The 15,991-nt window shown below is 66.8% G+C and carries 18 protein-coding genes; 7 read left to right on the forward strand and 11 right to left on the reverse strand.

Annotated elements, in window-relative coordinates; genetic code table 11:
* Positions 1 to 19: 19 nt before the first annotated feature.
* The 4 genes from ACTJI1_RS08165 to ACTJI1_RS08180 form a co-directional block, all read right to left on the reverse strand.
* Positions 20 to 913: an RNA polymerase sigma-70 factor gene (locus tag ACTJI1_RS08165; RefSeq protein ID WP_440742228.1), complete on the reverse strand. Its 894-nt coding sequence runs from the start codon at positions 911 to 913 to the stop codon at positions 20 to 22.
* Between the two features lie 9 nt (positions 914 to 922).
* Positions 923 to 1,684 (reverse strand): SDR family oxidoreductase, encoded by a 762-nt coding sequence (locus tag ACTJI1_RS08170; RefSeq protein ID WP_440742229.1) that lies wholly within the window; start codon positions 1,682 to 1,684, stop codon positions 923 to 925.
* Positions 1,685 to 1,727: 43 nt separating this feature from the next.
* The gene (locus ACTJI1_RS08175) at positions 1,728 to 3,158 is read right to left on the reverse strand and encodes an MFS transporter (RefSeq protein ID WP_440742230.1); all 1,431 of its coding nucleotides are present in this window, start codon (positions 3,156 to 3,158) and stop codon (positions 1,728 to 1,730) included.
* A gap of 100 nt (positions 3,159 to 3,258) precedes the next feature.
* Positions 3,259 to 3,675: a hypothetical protein gene (locus ACTJI1_RS08180; RefSeq protein ID WP_440742231.1), complete on the reverse strand. Its 417-nt coding sequence runs from the start codon at positions 3,673 to 3,675 to the stop codon at positions 3,259 to 3,261.
* Between the two features lie 148 nt (positions 3,676 to 3,823).
* Between ACTJI1_RS08180 and ACTJI1_RS08185 the strand changes: the two genes are divergently transcribed.
* On the forward strand, positions 3,824 to 4,591 hold the full coding sequence (locus ACTJI1_RS08185) for an SDR family oxidoreductase (RefSeq protein WP_440742232.1): 768 nt from the start codon (positions 3,824 to 3,826) through the stop codon (positions 4,589 to 4,591).
* A 9-nt stretch (positions 4,592 to 4,600) separates the two neighbouring features.
* Here the strand turns inward: ACTJI1_RS08185 and ACTJI1_RS08190 are convergent, their stop codons facing one another.
* A complete protein-coding gene (locus ACTJI1_RS08190; protein ID WP_440742233.1) occupies positions 4,601 to 5,026 on the reverse strand; it encodes a hypothetical protein in 426 nt (141 codons plus the stop codon).
* A gap of 187 nt (positions 5,027 to 5,213) precedes the next feature.
* Between ACTJI1_RS08190 and ACTJI1_RS08195 the strand changes: the two genes are divergently transcribed.
* On the forward strand, positions 5,214 to 5,987 hold the full coding sequence (locus ACTJI1_RS08195) for an aquaporin (RefSeq protein ID WP_440742234.1): 774 nt from the start codon (positions 5,214 to 5,216) through the stop codon (positions 5,985 to 5,987).
* A gap of 42 nt (positions 5,988 to 6,029) precedes the next feature.
* Here ACTJI1_RS08195 and ACTJI1_RS08200 read toward each other — a convergent pair whose 3' ends face one another.
* On the reverse strand, positions 6,030 to 6,299 hold the full coding sequence (locus ACTJI1_RS08200) for a hypothetical protein (RefSeq protein WP_440742235.1): 270 nt from the start codon (positions 6,297 to 6,299) through the stop codon (positions 6,030 to 6,032).
* Between the two features lie 164 nt (positions 6,300 to 6,463).
* Between ACTJI1_RS08200 and ACTJI1_RS08205 the strand changes: the two genes are divergently transcribed.
* From ACTJI1_RS08205 to ACTJI1_RS08215, 3 genes are all read left to right on the forward strand, one after another.
* On the forward strand, positions 6,464 to 7,270 hold the full coding sequence (locus tag ACTJI1_RS08205) for a helix-turn-helix domain-containing protein (protein ID WP_440742236.1): 807 nt from the start codon (positions 6,464 to 6,466) through the stop codon (positions 7,268 to 7,270).
* A gap of 115 nt (positions 7,271 to 7,385) precedes the next feature.
* Positions 7,386 to 8,366, forward strand: coding sequence for a GlxA family transcriptional regulator (locus ACTJI1_RS08210; RefSeq protein ID WP_440742237.1), 981 nt, complete (start codon positions 7,386 to 7,388; stop codon positions 8,364 to 8,366).
* 63 nt (positions 8,367 to 8,429) lie between these two features.
* The gene (locus tag ACTJI1_RS08215) at positions 8,430 to 8,978 is read left to right on the forward strand and encodes an MmyB family transcriptional regulator (RefSeq protein ID WP_440742238.1); all 549 of its coding nucleotides are present in this window, start codon (positions 8,430 to 8,432) and stop codon (positions 8,976 to 8,978) included.
* Here ACTJI1_RS08215 and ACTJI1_RS08220 read toward each other — a convergent pair.
* From ACTJI1_RS08220 to ACTJI1_RS08230, 3 genes are all read right to left on the reverse strand, one after another.
* Positions 8,873 to 9,838, reverse strand: coding sequence for a helix-turn-helix transcriptional regulator (locus ACTJI1_RS08220; protein ID WP_440742239.1), 966 nt, complete (start codon positions 9,836 to 9,838; stop codon positions 8,873 to 8,875). The two genes, ACTJI1_RS08215 and ACTJI1_RS08220, sit on opposite strands and share 106 nt — an antisense overlap.
* A gap of 97 nt (positions 9,839 to 9,935) precedes the next feature.
* On the reverse strand, positions 9,936 to 11,189 hold the full coding sequence (locus ACTJI1_RS08225; RefSeq protein ID WP_440742240.1) for an MFS transporter: 1,254 nt from the start codon (positions 11,187 to 11,189) through the stop codon (positions 9,936 to 9,938).
* A gap of 205 nt (positions 11,190 to 11,394) precedes the next feature.
* Positions 11,395 to 12,396 carry a helix-turn-helix domain-containing protein gene (locus ACTJI1_RS08230; RefSeq protein ID WP_440742241.1) on the reverse strand — a complete coding sequence of 334 codons (1,002 nt, stop codon included), beginning with the start codon at positions 12,394 to 12,396 and terminating at the stop codon, positions 11,395 to 11,397.
* A gap of 264 nt (positions 12,397 to 12,660) precedes the next feature.
* On the opposite strand from ACTJI1_RS08230, the gene ACTJI1_RS08235 reads away from it, so the two are divergent.
* Complete coding sequence (locus tag ACTJI1_RS08235; protein ID WP_440742242.1) at positions 12,661 to 13,203, forward strand: MmyB family transcriptional regulator; 543 nt, start codon at positions 12,661 to 12,663, stop codon at positions 13,201 to 13,203.
* Here the strand turns inward: ACTJI1_RS08235 and ACTJI1_RS08240 are convergent.
* Positions 13,200 to 14,837 (reverse strand): MFS transporter, encoded by a 1,638-nt coding sequence (locus ACTJI1_RS08240; protein ID WP_440742243.1) that lies wholly within the window; start codon positions 14,835 to 14,837, stop codon positions 13,200 to 13,202. The two genes, ACTJI1_RS08235 and ACTJI1_RS08240, sit on opposite strands and share 4 nt — an antisense overlap.
* Before the next feature lie 119 nt (positions 14,838 to 14,956).
* Complete coding sequence (locus ACTJI1_RS08245) at positions 14,957 to 15,559, reverse strand: TetR/AcrR family transcriptional regulator (protein WP_440742244.1); 603 nt, start codon at positions 15,557 to 15,559, stop codon at positions 14,957 to 14,959.
* Between the two features lie 138 nt (positions 15,560 to 15,697).
* Here ACTJI1_RS08245 and ACTJI1_RS08250 point away from each other — a divergent pair, with 138 nt between their 5' ends.
* On the forward strand, positions 15,698 to 15,982 hold the full coding sequence (locus ACTJI1_RS08250; RefSeq protein ID WP_440742245.1) for a hypothetical protein: 285 nt from the start codon (positions 15,698 to 15,700) through the stop codon (positions 15,980 to 15,982).
* Positions 15,983 to 15,991 lie beyond the last annotated feature (9 nt).

The raw sequence follows: 15,991 nt of genomic DNA on the forward strand, positions 1-15,991 counted from the left end.
CAGGCTGTTCTGTGACAGGTCAGGCCGGTACGGGCAGGTGCTCCAGCTTCTCGGGGTTCAGCACCCACTGCAGCCGGCGGATGCCGTCCGCCGTCACATCGAGCGCGATGAACGCGACCACGGCACCGTCGCGAACCAGCTCCGCCGCCGGCCCGCCATTCGCCTCGACGACGTGAACGGTCCCATCCCAGAACCGCGTGTGGAACGCGTGCACGTACTTCGCGACCGTCTCCCGGGTGAACACGGGGATGCGCGACGCGCGGGCAAGGCCGCCGCCGTCGGAGTAGCTGACGATGTCCGCGGTGAAGATCCGCTCGAGCTCGGCGATGTCGCCCGACTTCGCCGCGTCGAGGAACGCCTCCAGCATCCGCCGCTGCTCCTGCCTGCCGGCCTCACGCACATGCCGCTGCTCGGCCAGATGCTTGCGCGCCCGGCTCACCAGCTGCCGCGCCGACGCCTCGGTGCCCTGGATGATCTCCGCGATCTGCCCGTACGGGTAGTCGAACGCCTCGCGGAGCACGTACGCGGCGCGCTCCGTCGGCGAGAGCGACTCCAGGAGCACGAGCACGGCGAACTCCAGCGCCTCGCCCCGCTCCGCGCCGAGCAGCGGGTCGGCGCTCGTGTCGACCGGTTCGGGCAGCCACGGACCGATGTAGGTCTCTCGCCGCACGTGCGCCGACTGCGCCTGGTTGATGGCGAGCCGCGTCGTCGTGGTCGCCAGGAACGCGGCCGGTTCCCGCACGACGCTGCGGTCGGTGCTCTGCCAGCGCTCCCAGGTGTCCTGGACGATGTCCTCGGCGTCGGCCACGGTGCCGAGCATCCGGTAGGCGATGCCGAACAGGCGCGGCCGGACCGCCGCGAACGTCTCCGCTGCGGCGGTCAGGTCGTCGGCGTGCGCTGTCTCCCCGGACATGGTCGAATGCTAGCGAGCACCCTCCAGCCAGCGGGAGTACGTCGTGCTCCCGAAGCGCTGGTCGGTGATCGCAGGGTCGTTCCCCGGAACCAGGGAGCGGTCGTCGACCGTTCCGCCGAAGTAGCCGGCGGCCGGGTCGGTCACGACCTCGCGGTGATCGTCCCGAGCGGTGAGGAGCCGCCGCGCGAGCTCGTCGAGGCGGAGCGGCTCGGGACCTGCCAGCTCGATCACGGCGTCGGCGGGTCGCGCCGTCGCCGCTTCGGCGAGCGCCGCCGACACGTCGGCCGCCGCGATCGGCTGCATGAGCACGTCCGACAGCACGGCCGTGTCGCCCTGCGTCGCGCCGTCCGTCAGCGCGCCGATGAACTCGAAGAACTGCGTCGCGCGCACGATCGTGAACGGGATGCCGCTCTCGCGCACGATCCGCTCCTGGGCGGTCTTCGCCCGCATGTAGCCGATGTCGGGCAGCCGGTCGGCGCCGACGATCGAGAGCACGACGTGATGCCGGACCCCCGCATCCTTCTCGGCTGCGACGAGGTTGCCCGTCGAGCGCTCGAAGAAGTCGAGCACCGGCCCGTCCTCGAACGACGGCGCGTTCGGGGTGTCGACCACCACGTCCGCGCCGCGCAGCACCTCCGCGAGCCCGACGCCGGTGACCGTGTCCACACCGGTGGACGGCGACGCCGCCACTGCGTCGTGCCCCTGCTCGCGCAGCGACTCCACCAGCGGCCGGCCGATCAGCCCCGTCCCTCCGACGACGACGATCCTCATGGTTTCTCCGTTCCGGCCCGTGGTCCGTCCACGGGCTCACCGGCTATGACCGGACAGCGTGCGCCGTTGTGACAACAGTCGCGGCAGGAGCGGCCGTCGCCTTCGGGTTCCGGATGCCGATGGCCGACACCACCGCGCCGATGAAGAGCGCGACCGCCGCCGCACCGGCCAGGTCGTGGAAGCTCCCCACGGCCGTCATAGCGCCTCCGGCCGATCCGGCCAGGGCGACCGCCACCAGGCCCGCGACACGGGAGACCGCGTTGTTCACCGCGGAGGCGATCCCCGAGCGGGCGGTGTCGACCGCGCCGAGGATGGTCGCGGTCAGCGGTGCCACCGTGATGGACATCCCGAGCCCGAACGCGGCGACCGCCGGCAGAACCTCGGTGACGTAGTCGGCGTTCTCGCCGATGCGCAGCATGAGCAGGAAACCGGCGCCCGCGATCAGAGGTCCGACAGTCATGAGCAGCCGGGGGCCCGCGCGTCCGCTGAGCCGGCCGAAGAAGGCCGACAGCGCGATCAGCAGGATGCTCGACGGCACCATCGCGAACCCGGCCAGCGTCGCCGAGTACCCGGCGCCCTGCTGCAGGAACAGCGCGAGCGCGAATGTGCCGACCGCCACCCCTCCGTAGATGAACGCCGTCGAGACGTTCCCGACCGAGAAGTCGCGAGCGCGGAAGATGCCCAGGGGCAGCATCGGCTGCCGCGTCCGCCGCTCCCACCACACGAACGCCACCAGTGCGACCAGTCCGAGCCCCGCGGCGCCGGCGATCAGCGGCGAGCCCCACCCGTACCGTGGATGCTCGATCAGCGCGAACACCGGAAGCCCCAGACCGACGACGCCCAGGCCCGCTCCGACCCAGTCGACACGCGCATCCGCCGGACGCCGGGGATCCGCCGGGAGCCCGCGCAGCAGGAGCAACGTGACCGCGATCGGAAGGAGGTTGATGCCGAACACCCACCGCCACGAGAGGGTGTCGACCAGGACGCCGCCGAGAACGGGTCCCGCGATGCTCGCCAGTGAGGTGATGGCGGTCCAGATGCCGATGGCGCGGCTCTGGGCGGCGCCGCTGAAGCTGCTGAAGATCAGGGCGAGCGAACTGGGGACGAGAAGCGCACCCGCGACTCCCTGCATCCCGCGGGCCACGATCAGGACGCCCGCGGTGGGTGCGAGAGCGCACAGGACCGATGCGACAGCGAAGCCGAGCAAGCCCCAGAACAGCACACGACGGCGGCCGAACAGGTCGGAGAGCGAGCCGGCGAGGAGGATCACCGACCCCAGCGTCAGCAGGTAGGCATCCACCACCCACTGCTGCGCGGCGAGGCCACCGCCGAGTTCGCGGCCGATCGCGGGCAGAGCGACGTTCACGACGCTCCCATCCAGGAAGGCGATGAAGGTCGCCAGCACCGAGATGGCGAGCACCGTCCGCTGCAGCGTCGTACTCGGCCGCTGCCGGGCGGTTGTGGGGTTTGGCATGACTTCTCCGTTGTGTCGAGGCTCGTCGGGTCACGGGCTATGACCGCGTAGCAGGGTCACTTGTGACCGCGGACGTGACCCACCTCCCCCAGCCGGGCGCTCACGCGTAGACGCTGTTCCAATGCCGCTGCTCGACCGGATCCAGGCGGACCCAGACCACCGAGACGAGACGCCCGGTGAAGTCCACGGCCACGGAGGCGATCGGCGCGCCGGCTCGACTGATGATCAGACCGGCCTGGTTGTTCACCGACTGCTCGGTGACCTGGATGCCGTGCTTGCGAGCGAATCCGTGCTCCAGCATCACGGCGGCGTCGGAGATCCCGTGGACCACGCGGACGCCCGAGGGGTCACCCCTTCCGGAGTCGACGACGACCGACACGTTCGGCGTCAGGAGGCTCCTCAACCGGTCCCGGTCCTTGGTCTCGGCGGCCACGTGCAACGCGCGCACCGCCCGGTAGTGAACCGGCCGGGCAAGCCATTCCCACGTCGACCACCAGCAGTGCGCGATCGCTGACATCCGAGTGCCTCCGTTCAGACCTGTCCGTCTGCCTACGCCAACTAGGACCACGCAGACGAGGAATCTGTGACTCGCTGTCACGAAATGGGCGGCGCCGCGGTCAGAGCTGGAGTACGGCAGTTCACACACCGCAGAAGGAGAGGACAGCATGTCCCACATCGTCGTCATCGGAGGCACGGGCCTGATCGGCTCCAAAGTGATTCGGAAACTGACCGAGCACGGTCACGGGGCGATCGCCGCCTCCCCGAACTCGGGAGTCGACACCATCACCGGCGAAGGTCTCGACGGGGTGCTCGCCGGCGCATCCACCGTGCTGGATGTGTCGAACTCGCCGTCGTTCGCGGACGACGACGTCATGGCGTTCTTCACCACGGCGACGACGAACATCATCGCCGCCGCGAAGAAGGCGAACGTCGAGCACTACGTCGCCCTCTCCGTCGTCGGCTCGGACCGCATGACGGACAGCGGCTACATGCGCGCGAAGATCGCGCAGGAGAAGCTCATCCGGGACAGCGGCATCCCGTTCTCCCTGGTGCACGCGACCCAGTTCTTCGAGTTCGTGACCAGCATCGCCGCTTCGGCGACGGTCGCGGACGAGGTCCACCTCTCCCCCGCCCTGATCCGCCCGATGGCTGCGGAAGACGTGGCGACGGCTGTCGCCCGCGTCACCGCCCACGAGCCGTTGAACGGGACGCGGGAGGTCGCCGGCCCCGAGGAGTTCGGCCTCGACGACCTCATCCGCACCGGACTGGCCTTCCGCGGCGACTCGCGCACCGTGGTCGCCGACCCCGACGCGCTCTACTTCGGGCAGCGACTGACGGAGGACATGCTCCTCCCCGGACCGGACGCCACGATCTTCGAGACCCGCTTCGAGGACTGGCTGCCCGACAACCCGCCGCCGGCGCCCCGGAGCTGAGGGCCGGCGTCAGCTCACGCCGCACGCTCCGTCCCGCGCCGGGGCGAGCTCGTCGATGATGCGGGCCAGGGCATCCGGCAGCTGCGCCACCGCCGCCTCCTTGTCGGCTCCGGCCAGCAGCTGGATCTGTTCGTCGAGCTGCCCCGCCACGCGGTCGGCGCGCGCGGCGGAGCTGGAATCGGCGCGAACCTCGGCCTTCAAGGAGTTCTCGATGCCGCTCATCCAGGCGGCCGCTCCGGCCGGGTCGCCATGGTCCACGCACCAGGAGCGCAGAGCCTCCAGGTTGGTGACGGCCGAGCGCAGGTTCAGGCAGCCGGTGGTGACGGCGGCTGTCGTTCCTCCGTTCGGCTCCCCGGTGCAGCCGGCGAGGCCGGCCGCGAGCAGAGTGGCCGCGACGATCGATACGACGCGTGCGGCGCGGGCGCGCTGATTCATGGTTCCCCCTGTCGACGGTGACATCCCCTGTGATCATAACGATGAACGCGCGGACGGGCTCGGACCGCGCGGCCGCGGTCCGCACGTCGCGGTCCGGACGCACGTCGACGCCTGTTTCGACGGACGTCGAAAGCTTCGGCGCTCAGCCTTGGGTACCTTCGCCTCAACCCCGACTGAGGAGAGCCAGATGACCGCGAACACCAGCATGGCGACTTCGGCATCGAAGCGGATCGCTGTGTCAAGCCGCCGTTACCTTTCGGAAGCCGCCGGCACCTTCCTCCTCGTCTTCGGAGTCGTCGGCACCGCCGTGCTGGATGCCGGGGACATGAAAGCCCACGGGTCGAACGTCGGGTTTCTCGGTGTGGCGCTCGCACTGGGCCTCAGTGTGCTGGTCGGAGCTTATGCCTTCGGTCCCGTGTCAGGCGGCCATTTCAACCCTGCTGTGACCGTCGGACTTGCACTGTCAGGACGCTTCCCCTGGACGCTTGTCGGCGGCTACATAGCGGCCCAGGTAGTTGGAGGGCTTCTCGCCTCGAGCGTGATCGTGGGGATTGCGGCCGGTGGTCCACCTGGATTCCTCGCCGAATCGCAAGACGCAGGCTTCGCCTCGACGGGGTGGGGGCCGTTGTCGCCTGGCGGGTACAGCTGGTGGGCAGCATTCCTCGTTGAAGTCGTGACCACGGCGATTCTGACCGCTGTCGTCATTGTCGTGACCGACAAGAGCCGGTATGCAGCGGTGGCTCCGCTCGCGATCGGGTTGACGCTGACGGTCGTCGCGCTCGTCGCCATCCCCGTGTCAAACGGGTCATTCAACCCTGCGCGCTCGATCGCTACAGCTGTTTACGGAGGACCCATCGCGTTGAGCGAACTGTGGCTCTCAATCGTCGCCCCCCTGCTCGGCTCCGCTGTGGTCGGCGTGTTCACCGCCGTGACGCTCCGGCGGCGGCGGCTGAGCACCTGAGAAGTCGCGACGTCGTCATCGCTCCAGTTGCCCAGATCCTGGTCATCCGAGCAGTCCTGCCGTTCCGAGCATGCGCCTGATCTTCAGCACATCCCGCTCGGGCAGCGGACCGGACCTCGGCTTGGCCAGTTCCAGCCGCTCATCGCCCATCCTCACCACCGCCACATTCCCTGCGTGTGAGAGCTCCACGTTCGCGAGACGCTTGAGCATAAGAATCACTGCATCCCAGTCAGCGTGGTGCGTGGTCGGGTGGTACCTGATGTGATCGAGGGCTTCTCGTTCGCTTTCCCTGAGATCCGCTGGTACGTGCATGGCGCCGCCTTTCCTCGTGAGCCGACCGTAGACGCACGATGCGGTCGGCGGTTACGACGACTGTCGAAGTCTGATGGTCCCTCCTGGCAGGCGGCATCGCGGCCGCCCCGAGGCGGGTGTAGTATTTCGAAATTGAAAGAGCTCCATCTGGAGGGGCCGGATCTGTGATTACCCGAGCATCGGTACTTGGCGACTATCTACGCGCACGGCGGGGGCTGGTGGCACCCGAGTCGATCGGACTCGCCGCAGATCCCGGACGAAAAGTATCGGGCTTGCGACGGAGCGAGGTCGCAATGGCGGCCGGAGTCAGCGAAAACTACTACCTCAGGCTTGAACAGGGACGCGACCAGCGCCCGTCGGAGCAGGTCCTCATGGCTCTCGCCCGAGCACTGCAGCTCGACCATTACGGGGTCGAGTACATGTTTCGCATCGCATACAGCGAATACCCGCCCACCCCGGCCTCCGAGCCCAACGAAAGCCTGACGGCACTTCTGGAACACTGGCGGCACACCGCCGCCTACATCACGGACGGAAATCACGACATCGTCGCCGCCAACGACATGGCGCTGCGAATCGGAAGAGGATTCCTCGATGTCGGACAGAACAACGTCGTCAGCTACTTCAGCGACCACATGCAGAAAATCGCAAAGGACTGGGAGGCGTCCGCTGCTCACATGACAGCAGCGCTTCGCTACCATAGCGATCCGCTCAGCCCCCGTCTGCAACAGATAGTGCGTGAGCTGTCGGCGCGAAGTCCCACTTTCGCGAGACTCTGGGCCCGCCATGACGCGTGGCCGCAAGCCGATGGTGTCACTCAGGCCTTGTTCGACGGCTTCGGCGTGGTGGATCTGCATTATCAGAACTTGGAGGTCCCCGGGCGGCCCGGACACGTGCTCCGAACGACCTTCGCTCCCCCCAACACCCCGGGCGCTGCCGTGCTCGCCTACCTGGCTGCCCAAAGCACCGGCTAGGTGGCCCTCGCGCGGCTACTTTGAAGGTTTTCGCCGCCGCATGTCGACAGCCGCGATCGAAAGCCGATGTAATGGAGTTCGTATTCCAGAACTCGGTTTCTCCGAGAGGAGCGCCATGTCACGAGCCGCCGAAGGCCCGACGTTGCGCGTGGGGATCCTCGTCTTCGATGGCGTGAAGATGCTCGATTTCATCGGCCCAGCTGAAGTGTTCCACGAAGCGTCCCAAGTCGCCGCCCGGTACGAAATCCTGTTCATCTCCACGACGGGCGAGGATGTGACCTCCTCGATGGGGCTGCGAATCGGTGTGCAGTCCGCTGTCGCGGACGTCCCGGAGCTGCACACCCTCATCATTCCGGGATCCGAGCGAGCACCCGAGGTGTTCACCGACGAACTTCTCGGTGCCGTTCGCACACTGGCGGATCGTTCCGCGAGAGTCGCATCGATCTGCACAGGCGCCTTTGCTCTGGCAGCAACGGGCCTCCTCGATGGCAGGACGACGACGACGCACTGGAAATTCGCGCCCACACTTCAAGCGACTTTCCCCCAGTTGACTGTCCAGAAGGACGCCATTTTCGTCCACGATGGGAAGTTCCACAGCTCCGCCGGCGTCGCGGCGGGAATCGATCTTGCGCTCGCCCTGCTCGAGCAGGACTACGGGTCGGACGTTGCCCGCAGCGTTGCCCAGCTGCTGCTGGTCTACATGAAGCGGTCCGGGTCTCAATCGCAGTTCTCCGCGTCGCTCAAAGTCAAGCCGATTCGCTCACCGATCGCTCGATCGGTGACCGAGCTCGTGCATGCGGACCCGACTCGACCGCATACGGTCCGCGACCTCGCCTCACACGTGAACGTGAGTCCGCGACATCTGACCCGAATCATGCGCGATGAACTCGATGCCACACCGACCGAGTACGTCGCCTCCATCCGACTCGATATCGCGGTGAGTCACCTCGAATCGGGTACGTCAGTGGCGGAAGCGGCATTGGCGACCGGGTACACATCCCCGGTCAGCTTCCGGCGTGCATTCGTGACGCGTTTCGGCATCACCCCTTCTCAGTATCAGCGTCGCTTCCACACCAGCAAGGCATCCACGGGATGACGGCTTCGAAGGTGTGAAAACCAGGGCCACGCAGAGGCGACCCCGGCCCCATAGATTCGAACCATGTTCGCCAGCGTAGGCACGCCCGACGGGACAGATCATCGAGAGCAGCTTCTCCCGTTCTGGGAAAGCGTTCCCGCCGTTCTCTACGATCGCCGCCTGACAGTGCTGGACTCCACCCCTCTGGCGCGGGCGCTGTCCCCGGCGTTCGAACCGGGGGTCAACCTCGCGCGATTCGCGTTCCTTTCGCCGGAGCGGCGCTCGGACCATCCCCGCTGGCACGCGATGTCGAGCGTCGTCGCGGACCTTCTGCGAGAATCCGTCGACCAGCATGACGATGACCGGGCATCGCAGAGGCTTCTCGGGGAACTGCTCGCCAAGTCGAGGGAGTTCTCGGAGACATGGGCTCATCCGGATCGATCCACCCAGACGTCCGGGCTCATCGAATTCGAGAGCACAGCGGTAGGACATTTGCGGGCGATGTTCGCCGTTCTGAGAGTCAGCGGCTACGAAGACAACTCGGTTCTCGTCTTCGCCCCGTCGGATGACCCGTCGCGCTTCGCACTCGACCGTCTGAGGTCATCTTCTCCCGGCACGTGCGCAGCGTGCTGAGACGGTTCCGGTAGGGCGGCCAGATAGGCGATGGCCTGAGCTGCGGCCGAACCGGGATCCCCGAAGAAGGTGGTGATGAACTGTCCGCCGCTTCGCGGGACCTCGAGCGTCTGGTAGCGGAAGTCCACCCATCCGAGAGGCGGGACGAACGACCGCTTCACCCCGGCGATGTGCGGTTTCGCGTCGTGCTCAGCCCACATCGTTCGGAAGAGCTGGTGCCGTGCCGACAGGGTTCCGACGATCTCCTGGAAATGCGGATCATCCGGATCGCCGTGATACCGCAGTGCCGCAGTCAGCTCACGAAGCGTCCCCTCCCACTCCGAAATCGTCTCGCGCTCCGTCGACGTCGCTGACGGCGTGCTGGCGAGGAATGCGGCATAGCTTTCGAAGCACGTGACAAGCAGGTTGGTACCCGGGACGAGCACACCCGATGCCATGCCTCTCACCAGGTGATTCGTCGCGAGGATGTTCTGGTTCGCATCGGTCACATACGCGGGCGTGTGACTCCACTGCGCAAGCAACAGCTCGACACCGCGACTGATGGCGCCATCGGTCGGAGCGCTGCGGATGAATGGCCGCGGCCGCGCCATACGCAGCAGATACCGAAAACTGTCGTCGTCCAGCAGGAGCGCTCGGGCGAGGGACGCCAGGACTTGTTCCGATGGCCGGCGGTCGCGGCCCTGCTCGATGCGGAGGTAGTAGTCAGGACTCATGCCGGCGAGTTCCGCGACCTCTTCGCGACGCAAGCCCGGCACGCGGCGCCCGGGAAGCGCTTCTATGCCGACCTGGTGCGGCTGAACCGACTCCCTTCGAGCCCGCAGGTATTCGCCGAGAGGGGTGGTGTTTCGCGCGACGCCCATCCGTTCGTCTCCTTGAGAGCTTCGGATCTGTTGACGCCTATTGTCAGCCAATCGGGCGGCAGTGCGTGAGTGCTGATTGGGACATGGAGGGCGACGATTAGGACATCTGATCGCTGTTTGCGCGCCGCGCCGTTTCGGTGCGACGAATCCGCGGTGCTCGCTGCCGCATGATGCCGGCAGCGACGGTCGTCGCGGCGAGGACGATGACGAGGAACACCAGCAGCACGACGGTCGCGGAGGCCACCGAGAGAGCGGCACCGACGAGAAGCGCTGGGATGGCGAGTCCCGCGTAAGCAATGAGGAAGATGAGCGCCAACGTTTCGCCCTTTCTCAAGGGGTCGGCGACGGACATGGCGGTGGACACGGCCCCCTTGAACAGGAGGCCCACCCCCAGACCGGCGACAGCGCCGCCTGCGATGAAGACAGCGAGCTGCGGGAGAAGTGCGCCGACCGCGACGAGCGGGAGGCCGACACTGCACGCGATGATCGCGAGACCGAACTGGGTGCGCACCGCCAACGGCGAGAGCAGAAGCTGTCCTGCGGCAGCTGCCGCGAATACCGCGAAGGAGGTCGCCCCGGCGATGAGGTGATCCCTCGTCATGAAGGTCGAGATGAGGAAGGTCGGTGCAAGCGACGTGAACAGGCCCAGGACTGCAAAGCCCGAGAACGCACCGAATGCTGCGACGAGGAACGGGGAACGGGCGCCCGCAGGGACGGACAACCTCTGAGGACGATACCGGGGTGCCTGATCCGGCACTTTCACGGTCTCGGGGACCAGAAGAAGCGCTACTGCCGATGCCAGCAGGACCACCAGGAAGACCAGGTGCGGGAGCTCCAGCGGGGCAGCCAAGAAAGTCGCGAAGAGGCCGCCGATCAGCGGCCCCAGGGACAGGCCGCCGAGATTTGCGGCTCCTGACACCGACGCCGCGATCACGGAGTTTTCCTCGGGACGAACCACGGAGCGCAACTCGCCGAGGTGCGCGGTTGCAGTCGCTGTGATGATGCCGATGCTCACACCGTTGATGAAGCGCGCGGCGATCAGCCCCGGGACGTCCGCCCACATCAGGAACAGCAGGGCGGAGACCGCCGAGATCAGTACCGCTACGACCAGGATGCGTCGCCGTCCAAGCCAATCACTGATGTGGCCGGCGAAGTAGAGGGAGACGATGACGCCGACCGCATACGCGGCGAATATCGCTGTGATCACGAACGTCGGGAAGCCGTCGCGCTGTTGGTACAAGGGGTACAGCGGTGTGGGAACAGTCGAATAGGCCATGACGATCAGGAATGTCGCGGCGACTAGCCAGAAACCGGCGCCGTGGCGAATTCGGGGGCGGTGTCTTCTCACCATGTCGACTCCTCGCGTGTTCTGTGTCTGAGCCACCCGCCACGCCATCTCGGCACGGGAGGCCGCATCGTGGAGTGCCTCGAGGCTGTCATCGGCTTGGCCGTGGAGCTGACGAAGGCCGAAGCGCGCGAGAACCGTGACGATGAGGTGGCACAGTATCCATGGCTTCCTCCGCAGGAATCGGTGGAGATGAGGAGGGTCCGGGAAATCAGATGCGGCCTGTGGCCTTCCAGTAGCGGAGGAGCTTCAGGCAGATATGGAGCGCGCTGCGGGTCATCCCCTCGTCAAGAGCAGCACGCACGCCGTCCGGGAGATTGTCCAGCCGGTAGTAGAGAGTGGTCCGGTGGATGTGAAGCTCCTCGCACGCATCTCGCACCCGCCCGCACGCATCGAGGAAGGTCTCGACGGTCTGCAGCTGGAGCTCGTTCGCGTGCTCCCACAGCTGAAGTGCCGCAGGGGAGAACATCCCGACGTGGGATTCGCCCGCATCGATCGAGTCGAGTAGGACCCACGCCCCGAGCTGGGAGATGTCGGCGACCCCGTCGAGGTGCGGAAGCCATGCCACGATCTCGGCCGCCCGCCGTGCCTGCTCGGCGGCGTTCAAGAGGTCTTCATCCCTCCGGTCCAGGTGAGCGGATCCGATCCCGCGAAGGGGGAGCCCGCGCGCTGCCGCCTCTCGCTTGATGATCGCGCTTGCCGTGTCGGCCCGCTCCCCGAAACGGTTGAGCGGAACCGCTCGCTCCACGAAGAAGAGGATGTTCTCGTGAGAGACGATGAACACGAGGTCGATCGTCTTGAGGGCCGTGATATGCCGGCCGAAAGCGAGCGTGTCGAGCACACCCGCCTTCGGGTCGAGGACGACCGCACGGAGAATGGTCGACTCTCCGCGTTCGATCCACCGCCGGGCGACAGCGTGTGTGAACGCGCGGCGGCGGACGGCCGCGTCCTCGGCCAGCAGCCGGGACATGACGGCATTGTGGGACAGGCCTTCGGGAGACCCCGCCTTCTCGGAGAGGATCTGGCGCGCAGCCCTCGCCGCGACATCGATGAATGAATACTGGGCGGATGTGAGCGGACACTCGTCATCCTCGGAGAGCCACAGCGTACCCAACTGTCCGCTGTCGTCGCGGATGGGAACCGCGAGCCGTCGGTGCAGCGAGTGAGAGCCGCTGGTGGCAACTGCAGTAGACGCGGTGTCGTCGATGATCACACTTCGTCCGAGGGTCTCAGCCAGCTCGTCGACGACATCCTGCAGGTTCATCGTGCACCTGTTCCTGAAGGGGTGTTCATAGTCACGATCATTGTGGATTGACGTCTCCAGTTGGCTGGCCCGCCCGCTCCCTCCCAACTGGGCACGACCCGCGCCCGCGCCCGGAATTCGGGCACTCCGGAGCCGCGCTCCGGGCGTCGATCGGGCGAAGGTGACCCTGGAGGCACCAGTTTCGCGAGACGCGCGTTCGCTATCGTTTCGGCCATGACTTCCGAAGAGCGCCCGGAGACTGTGCCCCGGGAGATTCGCGAGCTGATCGAGTCATGGCCCAGGATCCCGGCGTTCGTGCGGGATCGGTACCTGACCGTGCTCGTCGCCAACGATCTGGCGAGGGCCGTCTCGACGGCCTTCCGCGACGGGGTCAATCTCGCGCGATCGACCTTCCTCGAATCGGACGTTCTGCGATCCAACCCCGATCCGGACGTCATCGCCGAGCACGTGGCCGGAAACCTCCGGCAGTCCCTCAACCAGCACGAAGCCGACGACGGGTTCGAGAGGATCGTCGGCGAGTTGGAGGCGCGAAGCACGGCGTTCGCCGGAGCCTGGGCGCGCGATGACACGCCGGGCAGCGCTGACGCATTCACCTTCACACCCGACGTCGTCGGCCCGATGACGCTGGCGTACCAGCAGCTGAGCATCCCCGGCTCGTACGATCTGACGCTCGTCGTCTGGCGGCCGACCGACGACAGATCGCGAATGGCGCTCGCTCGGTTGGCCGAAATCGCCTCCGGAGCGGCCGAGGCCTAGCGATCGCGGCGGCCTGTGAGGCTCGGCCGCCAGAGGTGGTGGGTCTTTGACTGCGTGCCGATCAGATGCTGGACGGACGGCTGCGTCGTGCTGAATGCCCGCGCCGCCTCGACCACCTGGCGGTCGTACGCGGTCAGGCGATCAGCGTGCTGGTCCAGGTGCTCGCGCCAGGAGGCGACGGTGAACGCTTCCGTGATCGTGCCGGGGTCGTCGGCCTCGCGGTAGGTCTCCCAGGTGAGTGCGCCGGTGCGGCGCCGGCTCTCCTCGACGAGCCGCATGTGCTCGAGGAATTGCTGTCGTGCTGACTCGGGCACCGTGTAATGGACGAGGACAAGCACGGGCTCCCCATCGACGGAGGCTTCCGCGGACACAGGCGGTGCATCGGTGAGCGGCAGGGGAACCGTCTCCCGCCCGATCCCCGCAGGATCAGCGATCGGTGCGATCAGAATCGACAGAGCGACGAGGATCACGAGCGCGCCGGCGATCGCGAGAGTCGTCGGCACTCCGACGAGGTCGGCGGCGATTCCTGACAACCATGAGCCGAGCGCCGTCCCGCCGTAGAGCACCAGCTGGAAGATGGAGAGGCCGCGGGTCCGCACCCACGGCGGCAGGAATGCTTGTACTTCGGCGTTGATGGTGGCGATAACTCCCAGCCACGCGAAACCCGCCGGGGCCAGCAGCGCGACAGCTGCGGGCAGGTGACCAGCGAAGCCCAGCGCGGCGCAACTCGCTCCGTAGACGGCGACGGAGAGCAGGATCGTCCTCCCCGCCCCAACTCTTCGCCTGATCGCCGGGAGCAGGAACGCACCGACGACCGATCCGGCGCCGAGTGACCCGAGCAGGAGACCGTAGCCGCCGGCGGGGAGATGCAGGCGTGCGCTTGCGTCCAGTGGGAGCAGCGCCCACATGCCGGCGGCAGGGACGAGGAAGGCACCCAGTCGGAGATAGATCGAACGGATCACCGGGGAGTGCCGGACGTAGCGCAGTCCGGCACGGGTCGCATCCATGAAGGCCTCGGGTCGTCGGCTGGTCGGATGGTAGCTTCGCCAGCAGATCACCGTGATCACGAAGACCGCGAACGACGCAGCATTGACGAGGAACACCGCAGCGACCCCGGATGCGGCGACGAGGAGACCCCCGGCGGCCGGGCCGATCACCCGAGCGATGTTGACGCCGACAGACGACAGCGACGCCGCGCCCGGGATGTCTGCCGGCGGGACGATCTCCGGCACGATCGCCTGGTAGGCGGGGAGCTGCACGGCGGACCCGATGCCCAGCAGCAGTGTCAGCGTGAGCAGAATGGGCGGTGTCAGCGTGTTGTTCGCCGTCAGAATCGTCAGCACGACGACAACCGCGAGTTGACCCGTCTGAGCGGCGATGAGGAGCCGCCGTTTGTCGACGAACTCTCCCAGGACGCCCGCGGGGATCGCCAGGAGCAGCACCGGCAGGGATGCGGCGGTCTGCACCAGCGCCACCGTGGCCGCCGAGCTGTGCCCTTCGACCAACCACCACTGTGCGCCGACGGTCTGCATCCACGCGCCGATGTTGCTGGCGATTCCCGCCAGCCACAGCGCGCGAAAAGCGGGTACGCGGAGGGAAGACAGTGCGGTGGGGGCGGAAGTCGCGTCGGCCATGTCTCCCCTCGTCGTGCTCGCCGGTCTCGAATGCGGCGACATTACAGAGGAGGAGCGCCAGAGCGCTCGTCGATCCGTCGTGACGGATTGCGACGAATGTCGAGCGGTGCGCCCGCGAGTCAGGCGGCGGACAGGAGCGAGCTCATCCGGCTGGAGGTCCGCGCGATCGCGCGGAGCTTCTGGGTCGAGGCGCCGGCGCGGCTGAGTTGGATCAGCCCCTGAGACACGAGGACGATGTGAGCTCCGAGGTCCGCGCTCTCCTCCGCCGGGATCGCCAGCTCGCCCTCTGCGATGGCCTCGAGAACTCGCCTGTGCAGGATCGCCTCGAGCGACCGGATGGTCCGGCCGCCGATGTCGACGACTTCGGGATGCCGGGAACCGAGCTCGGTGATGCTGTTCAGCATGAGGCAGCCGCGACGATCGGGATGCGTCGTGCAGTCCTCGATGATGGCGTCGAGGTAATTGTTGACTGCGTCCTCGAAGGTGCCGGTGTGGGCTCCCACGACGGAATCCACGAGAGCTACCCGGCCGTCGCAGTAACGACCGAAGACCGCCAGGAAGAGGCCCAGCTTGCTTCCGTACGCAGCGTAGATGCTGCCATTGCCGATTCCCGACCGACGTCCGATGTCCTCGATGCGCGTTGAGGTGTACCCATTCGTCCAGAAGATCTCCTGGGCGCAGTCCAAGAGCTGTCCCTCGTCGAAGCTGCGTGGCCTGCCCATACCATCAACGCTAGTCGTTCACCAACATGAAGCAACAGGTCGAGCGTCCTCCTCCCCCAGGTTGCTACAACGCGAGAGTGCTCTCGGCAGAAATTCGCCGCTATGGTGACGACGTATCGGGCCGAAAGGGGACCACACATGACCGACGCGACCGACGACCACCTGTCCGAGCATCACCGGACCACCCTTGAGCAGATCGAACGTCACCCGACGTCGCACAACATCGAGTGGCACGATGTGCTGGCCCTGCTCGAAGAAGCCGGCGACGTTCGCGAAGAACACGATGGTAAGTTCATCGTGAAGCTGGGAGACGAGCGGCTGGTGTTGAGCCGCCCACGGCACAAGGACATCGATGAGCAGATGGTCGTCGACCTCCGACGGCTTCTCACCGGAGCCGGCTATCTGCCGACGTCGAAGGCCTGACTCCCCTTC

Origin of the sequence: Leifsonia sp. 22587 (assembly GCF_052044215.1) — a bacterium.
GTDB lineage: Bacteria > Actinomycetota > Actinomycetes > Actinomycetales > Microbacteriaceae > Leifsonia > Leifsonia shinshuensis_C.

What these genes read in the sequence shown, in the direction of transcription:
- ACTJI1_RS08165 (WP_440742228.1), bottom strand. Translation starts at nt 913, where the DNA reads ATGTCCGGGGAGACAGCGCACGCCGACGACCTGACCGCCGCAGCGGAG.
- ACTJI1_RS08250 (WP_440742245.1), top strand. Translation starts at nt 15,698, where the DNA reads ATGACCGACGCGACCGACGACCACCTGTCCGAGCATCACCGGACCACC.
- ACTJI1_RS08175 (WP_440742230.1), bottom strand. Translation starts at nt 3,158, where the DNA reads ATGCCAAACCCCACAACCGCCCGGCAGCGGCCGAGTACGACGCTGCAG.
- ACTJI1_RS08240 (WP_440742243.1), bottom strand. Translation starts at nt 14,837, where the DNA reads ATGGCCGACGCGACTTCCGCCCCCACCGCACTGTCTTCCCTCCGCGTA.
- ACTJI1_RS08215 (WP_440742238.1), top strand. Translation starts at nt 8,430, where the DNA reads ATGTTCGCCAGCGTAGGCACGCCCGACGGGACAGATCATCGAGAGCAG.
- ACTJI1_RS08180 (WP_440742231.1), bottom strand. Translation starts at nt 3,675, where the DNA reads ATGTCAGCGATCGCGCACTGCTGGTGGTCGACGTGGGAATGGCTTGCC.
- ACTJI1_RS08225 (WP_440742240.1), bottom strand. Translation starts at nt 11,189, where the DNA reads ATGGTGAGAAGACACCGCCCCCGAATTCGCCACGGCGCCGGTTTCTGG.
- ACTJI1_RS08185 (WP_440742232.1), top strand. Translation starts at nt 3,824, where the DNA reads ATGTCCCACATCGTCGTCATCGGAGGCACGGGCCTGATCGGCTCCAAA.
- ACTJI1_RS08235 (WP_440742242.1), top strand. Translation starts at nt 12,661, where the DNA reads ATGACTTCCGAAGAGCGCCCGGAGACTGTGCCCCGGGAGATTCGCGAG.
- ACTJI1_RS08170 (WP_440742229.1), bottom strand. Translation starts at nt 1,684, where the DNA reads ATGAGGATCGTCGTCGTCGGAGGGACGGGGCTGATCGGCCGGCCGCTG.
- ACTJI1_RS08190 (WP_440742233.1), bottom strand. Translation starts at nt 5,026, where the DNA reads ATGAATCAGCGCGCCCGCGCCGCACGCGTCGTATCGATCGTCGCGGCC.
- ACTJI1_RS08200 (WP_440742235.1), bottom strand. Translation starts at nt 6,299, where the DNA reads ATGCACGTACCAGCGGATCTCAGGGAAAGCGAACGAGAAGCCCTCGAT.
- ACTJI1_RS08210 (WP_440742237.1), top strand. Translation starts at nt 7,386, where the DNA reads ATGTCACGAGCCGCCGAAGGCCCGACGTTGCGCGTGGGGATCCTCGTC.
- ACTJI1_RS08245 (WP_440742244.1), bottom strand. Translation starts at nt 15,559, where the DNA reads ATGGGCAGGCCACGCAGCTTCGACGAGGGACAGCTCTTGGACTGCGCC.
- ACTJI1_RS08220 (WP_440742239.1), bottom strand. Translation starts at nt 9,838, where the DNA reads ATGGGCGTCGCGCGAAACACCACCCCTCTCGGCGAATACCTGCGGGCT.
- ACTJI1_RS08195 (WP_440742234.1), top strand. Translation starts at nt 5,214, where the DNA reads ATGACCGCGAACACCAGCATGGCGACTTCGGCATCGAAGCGGATCGCT.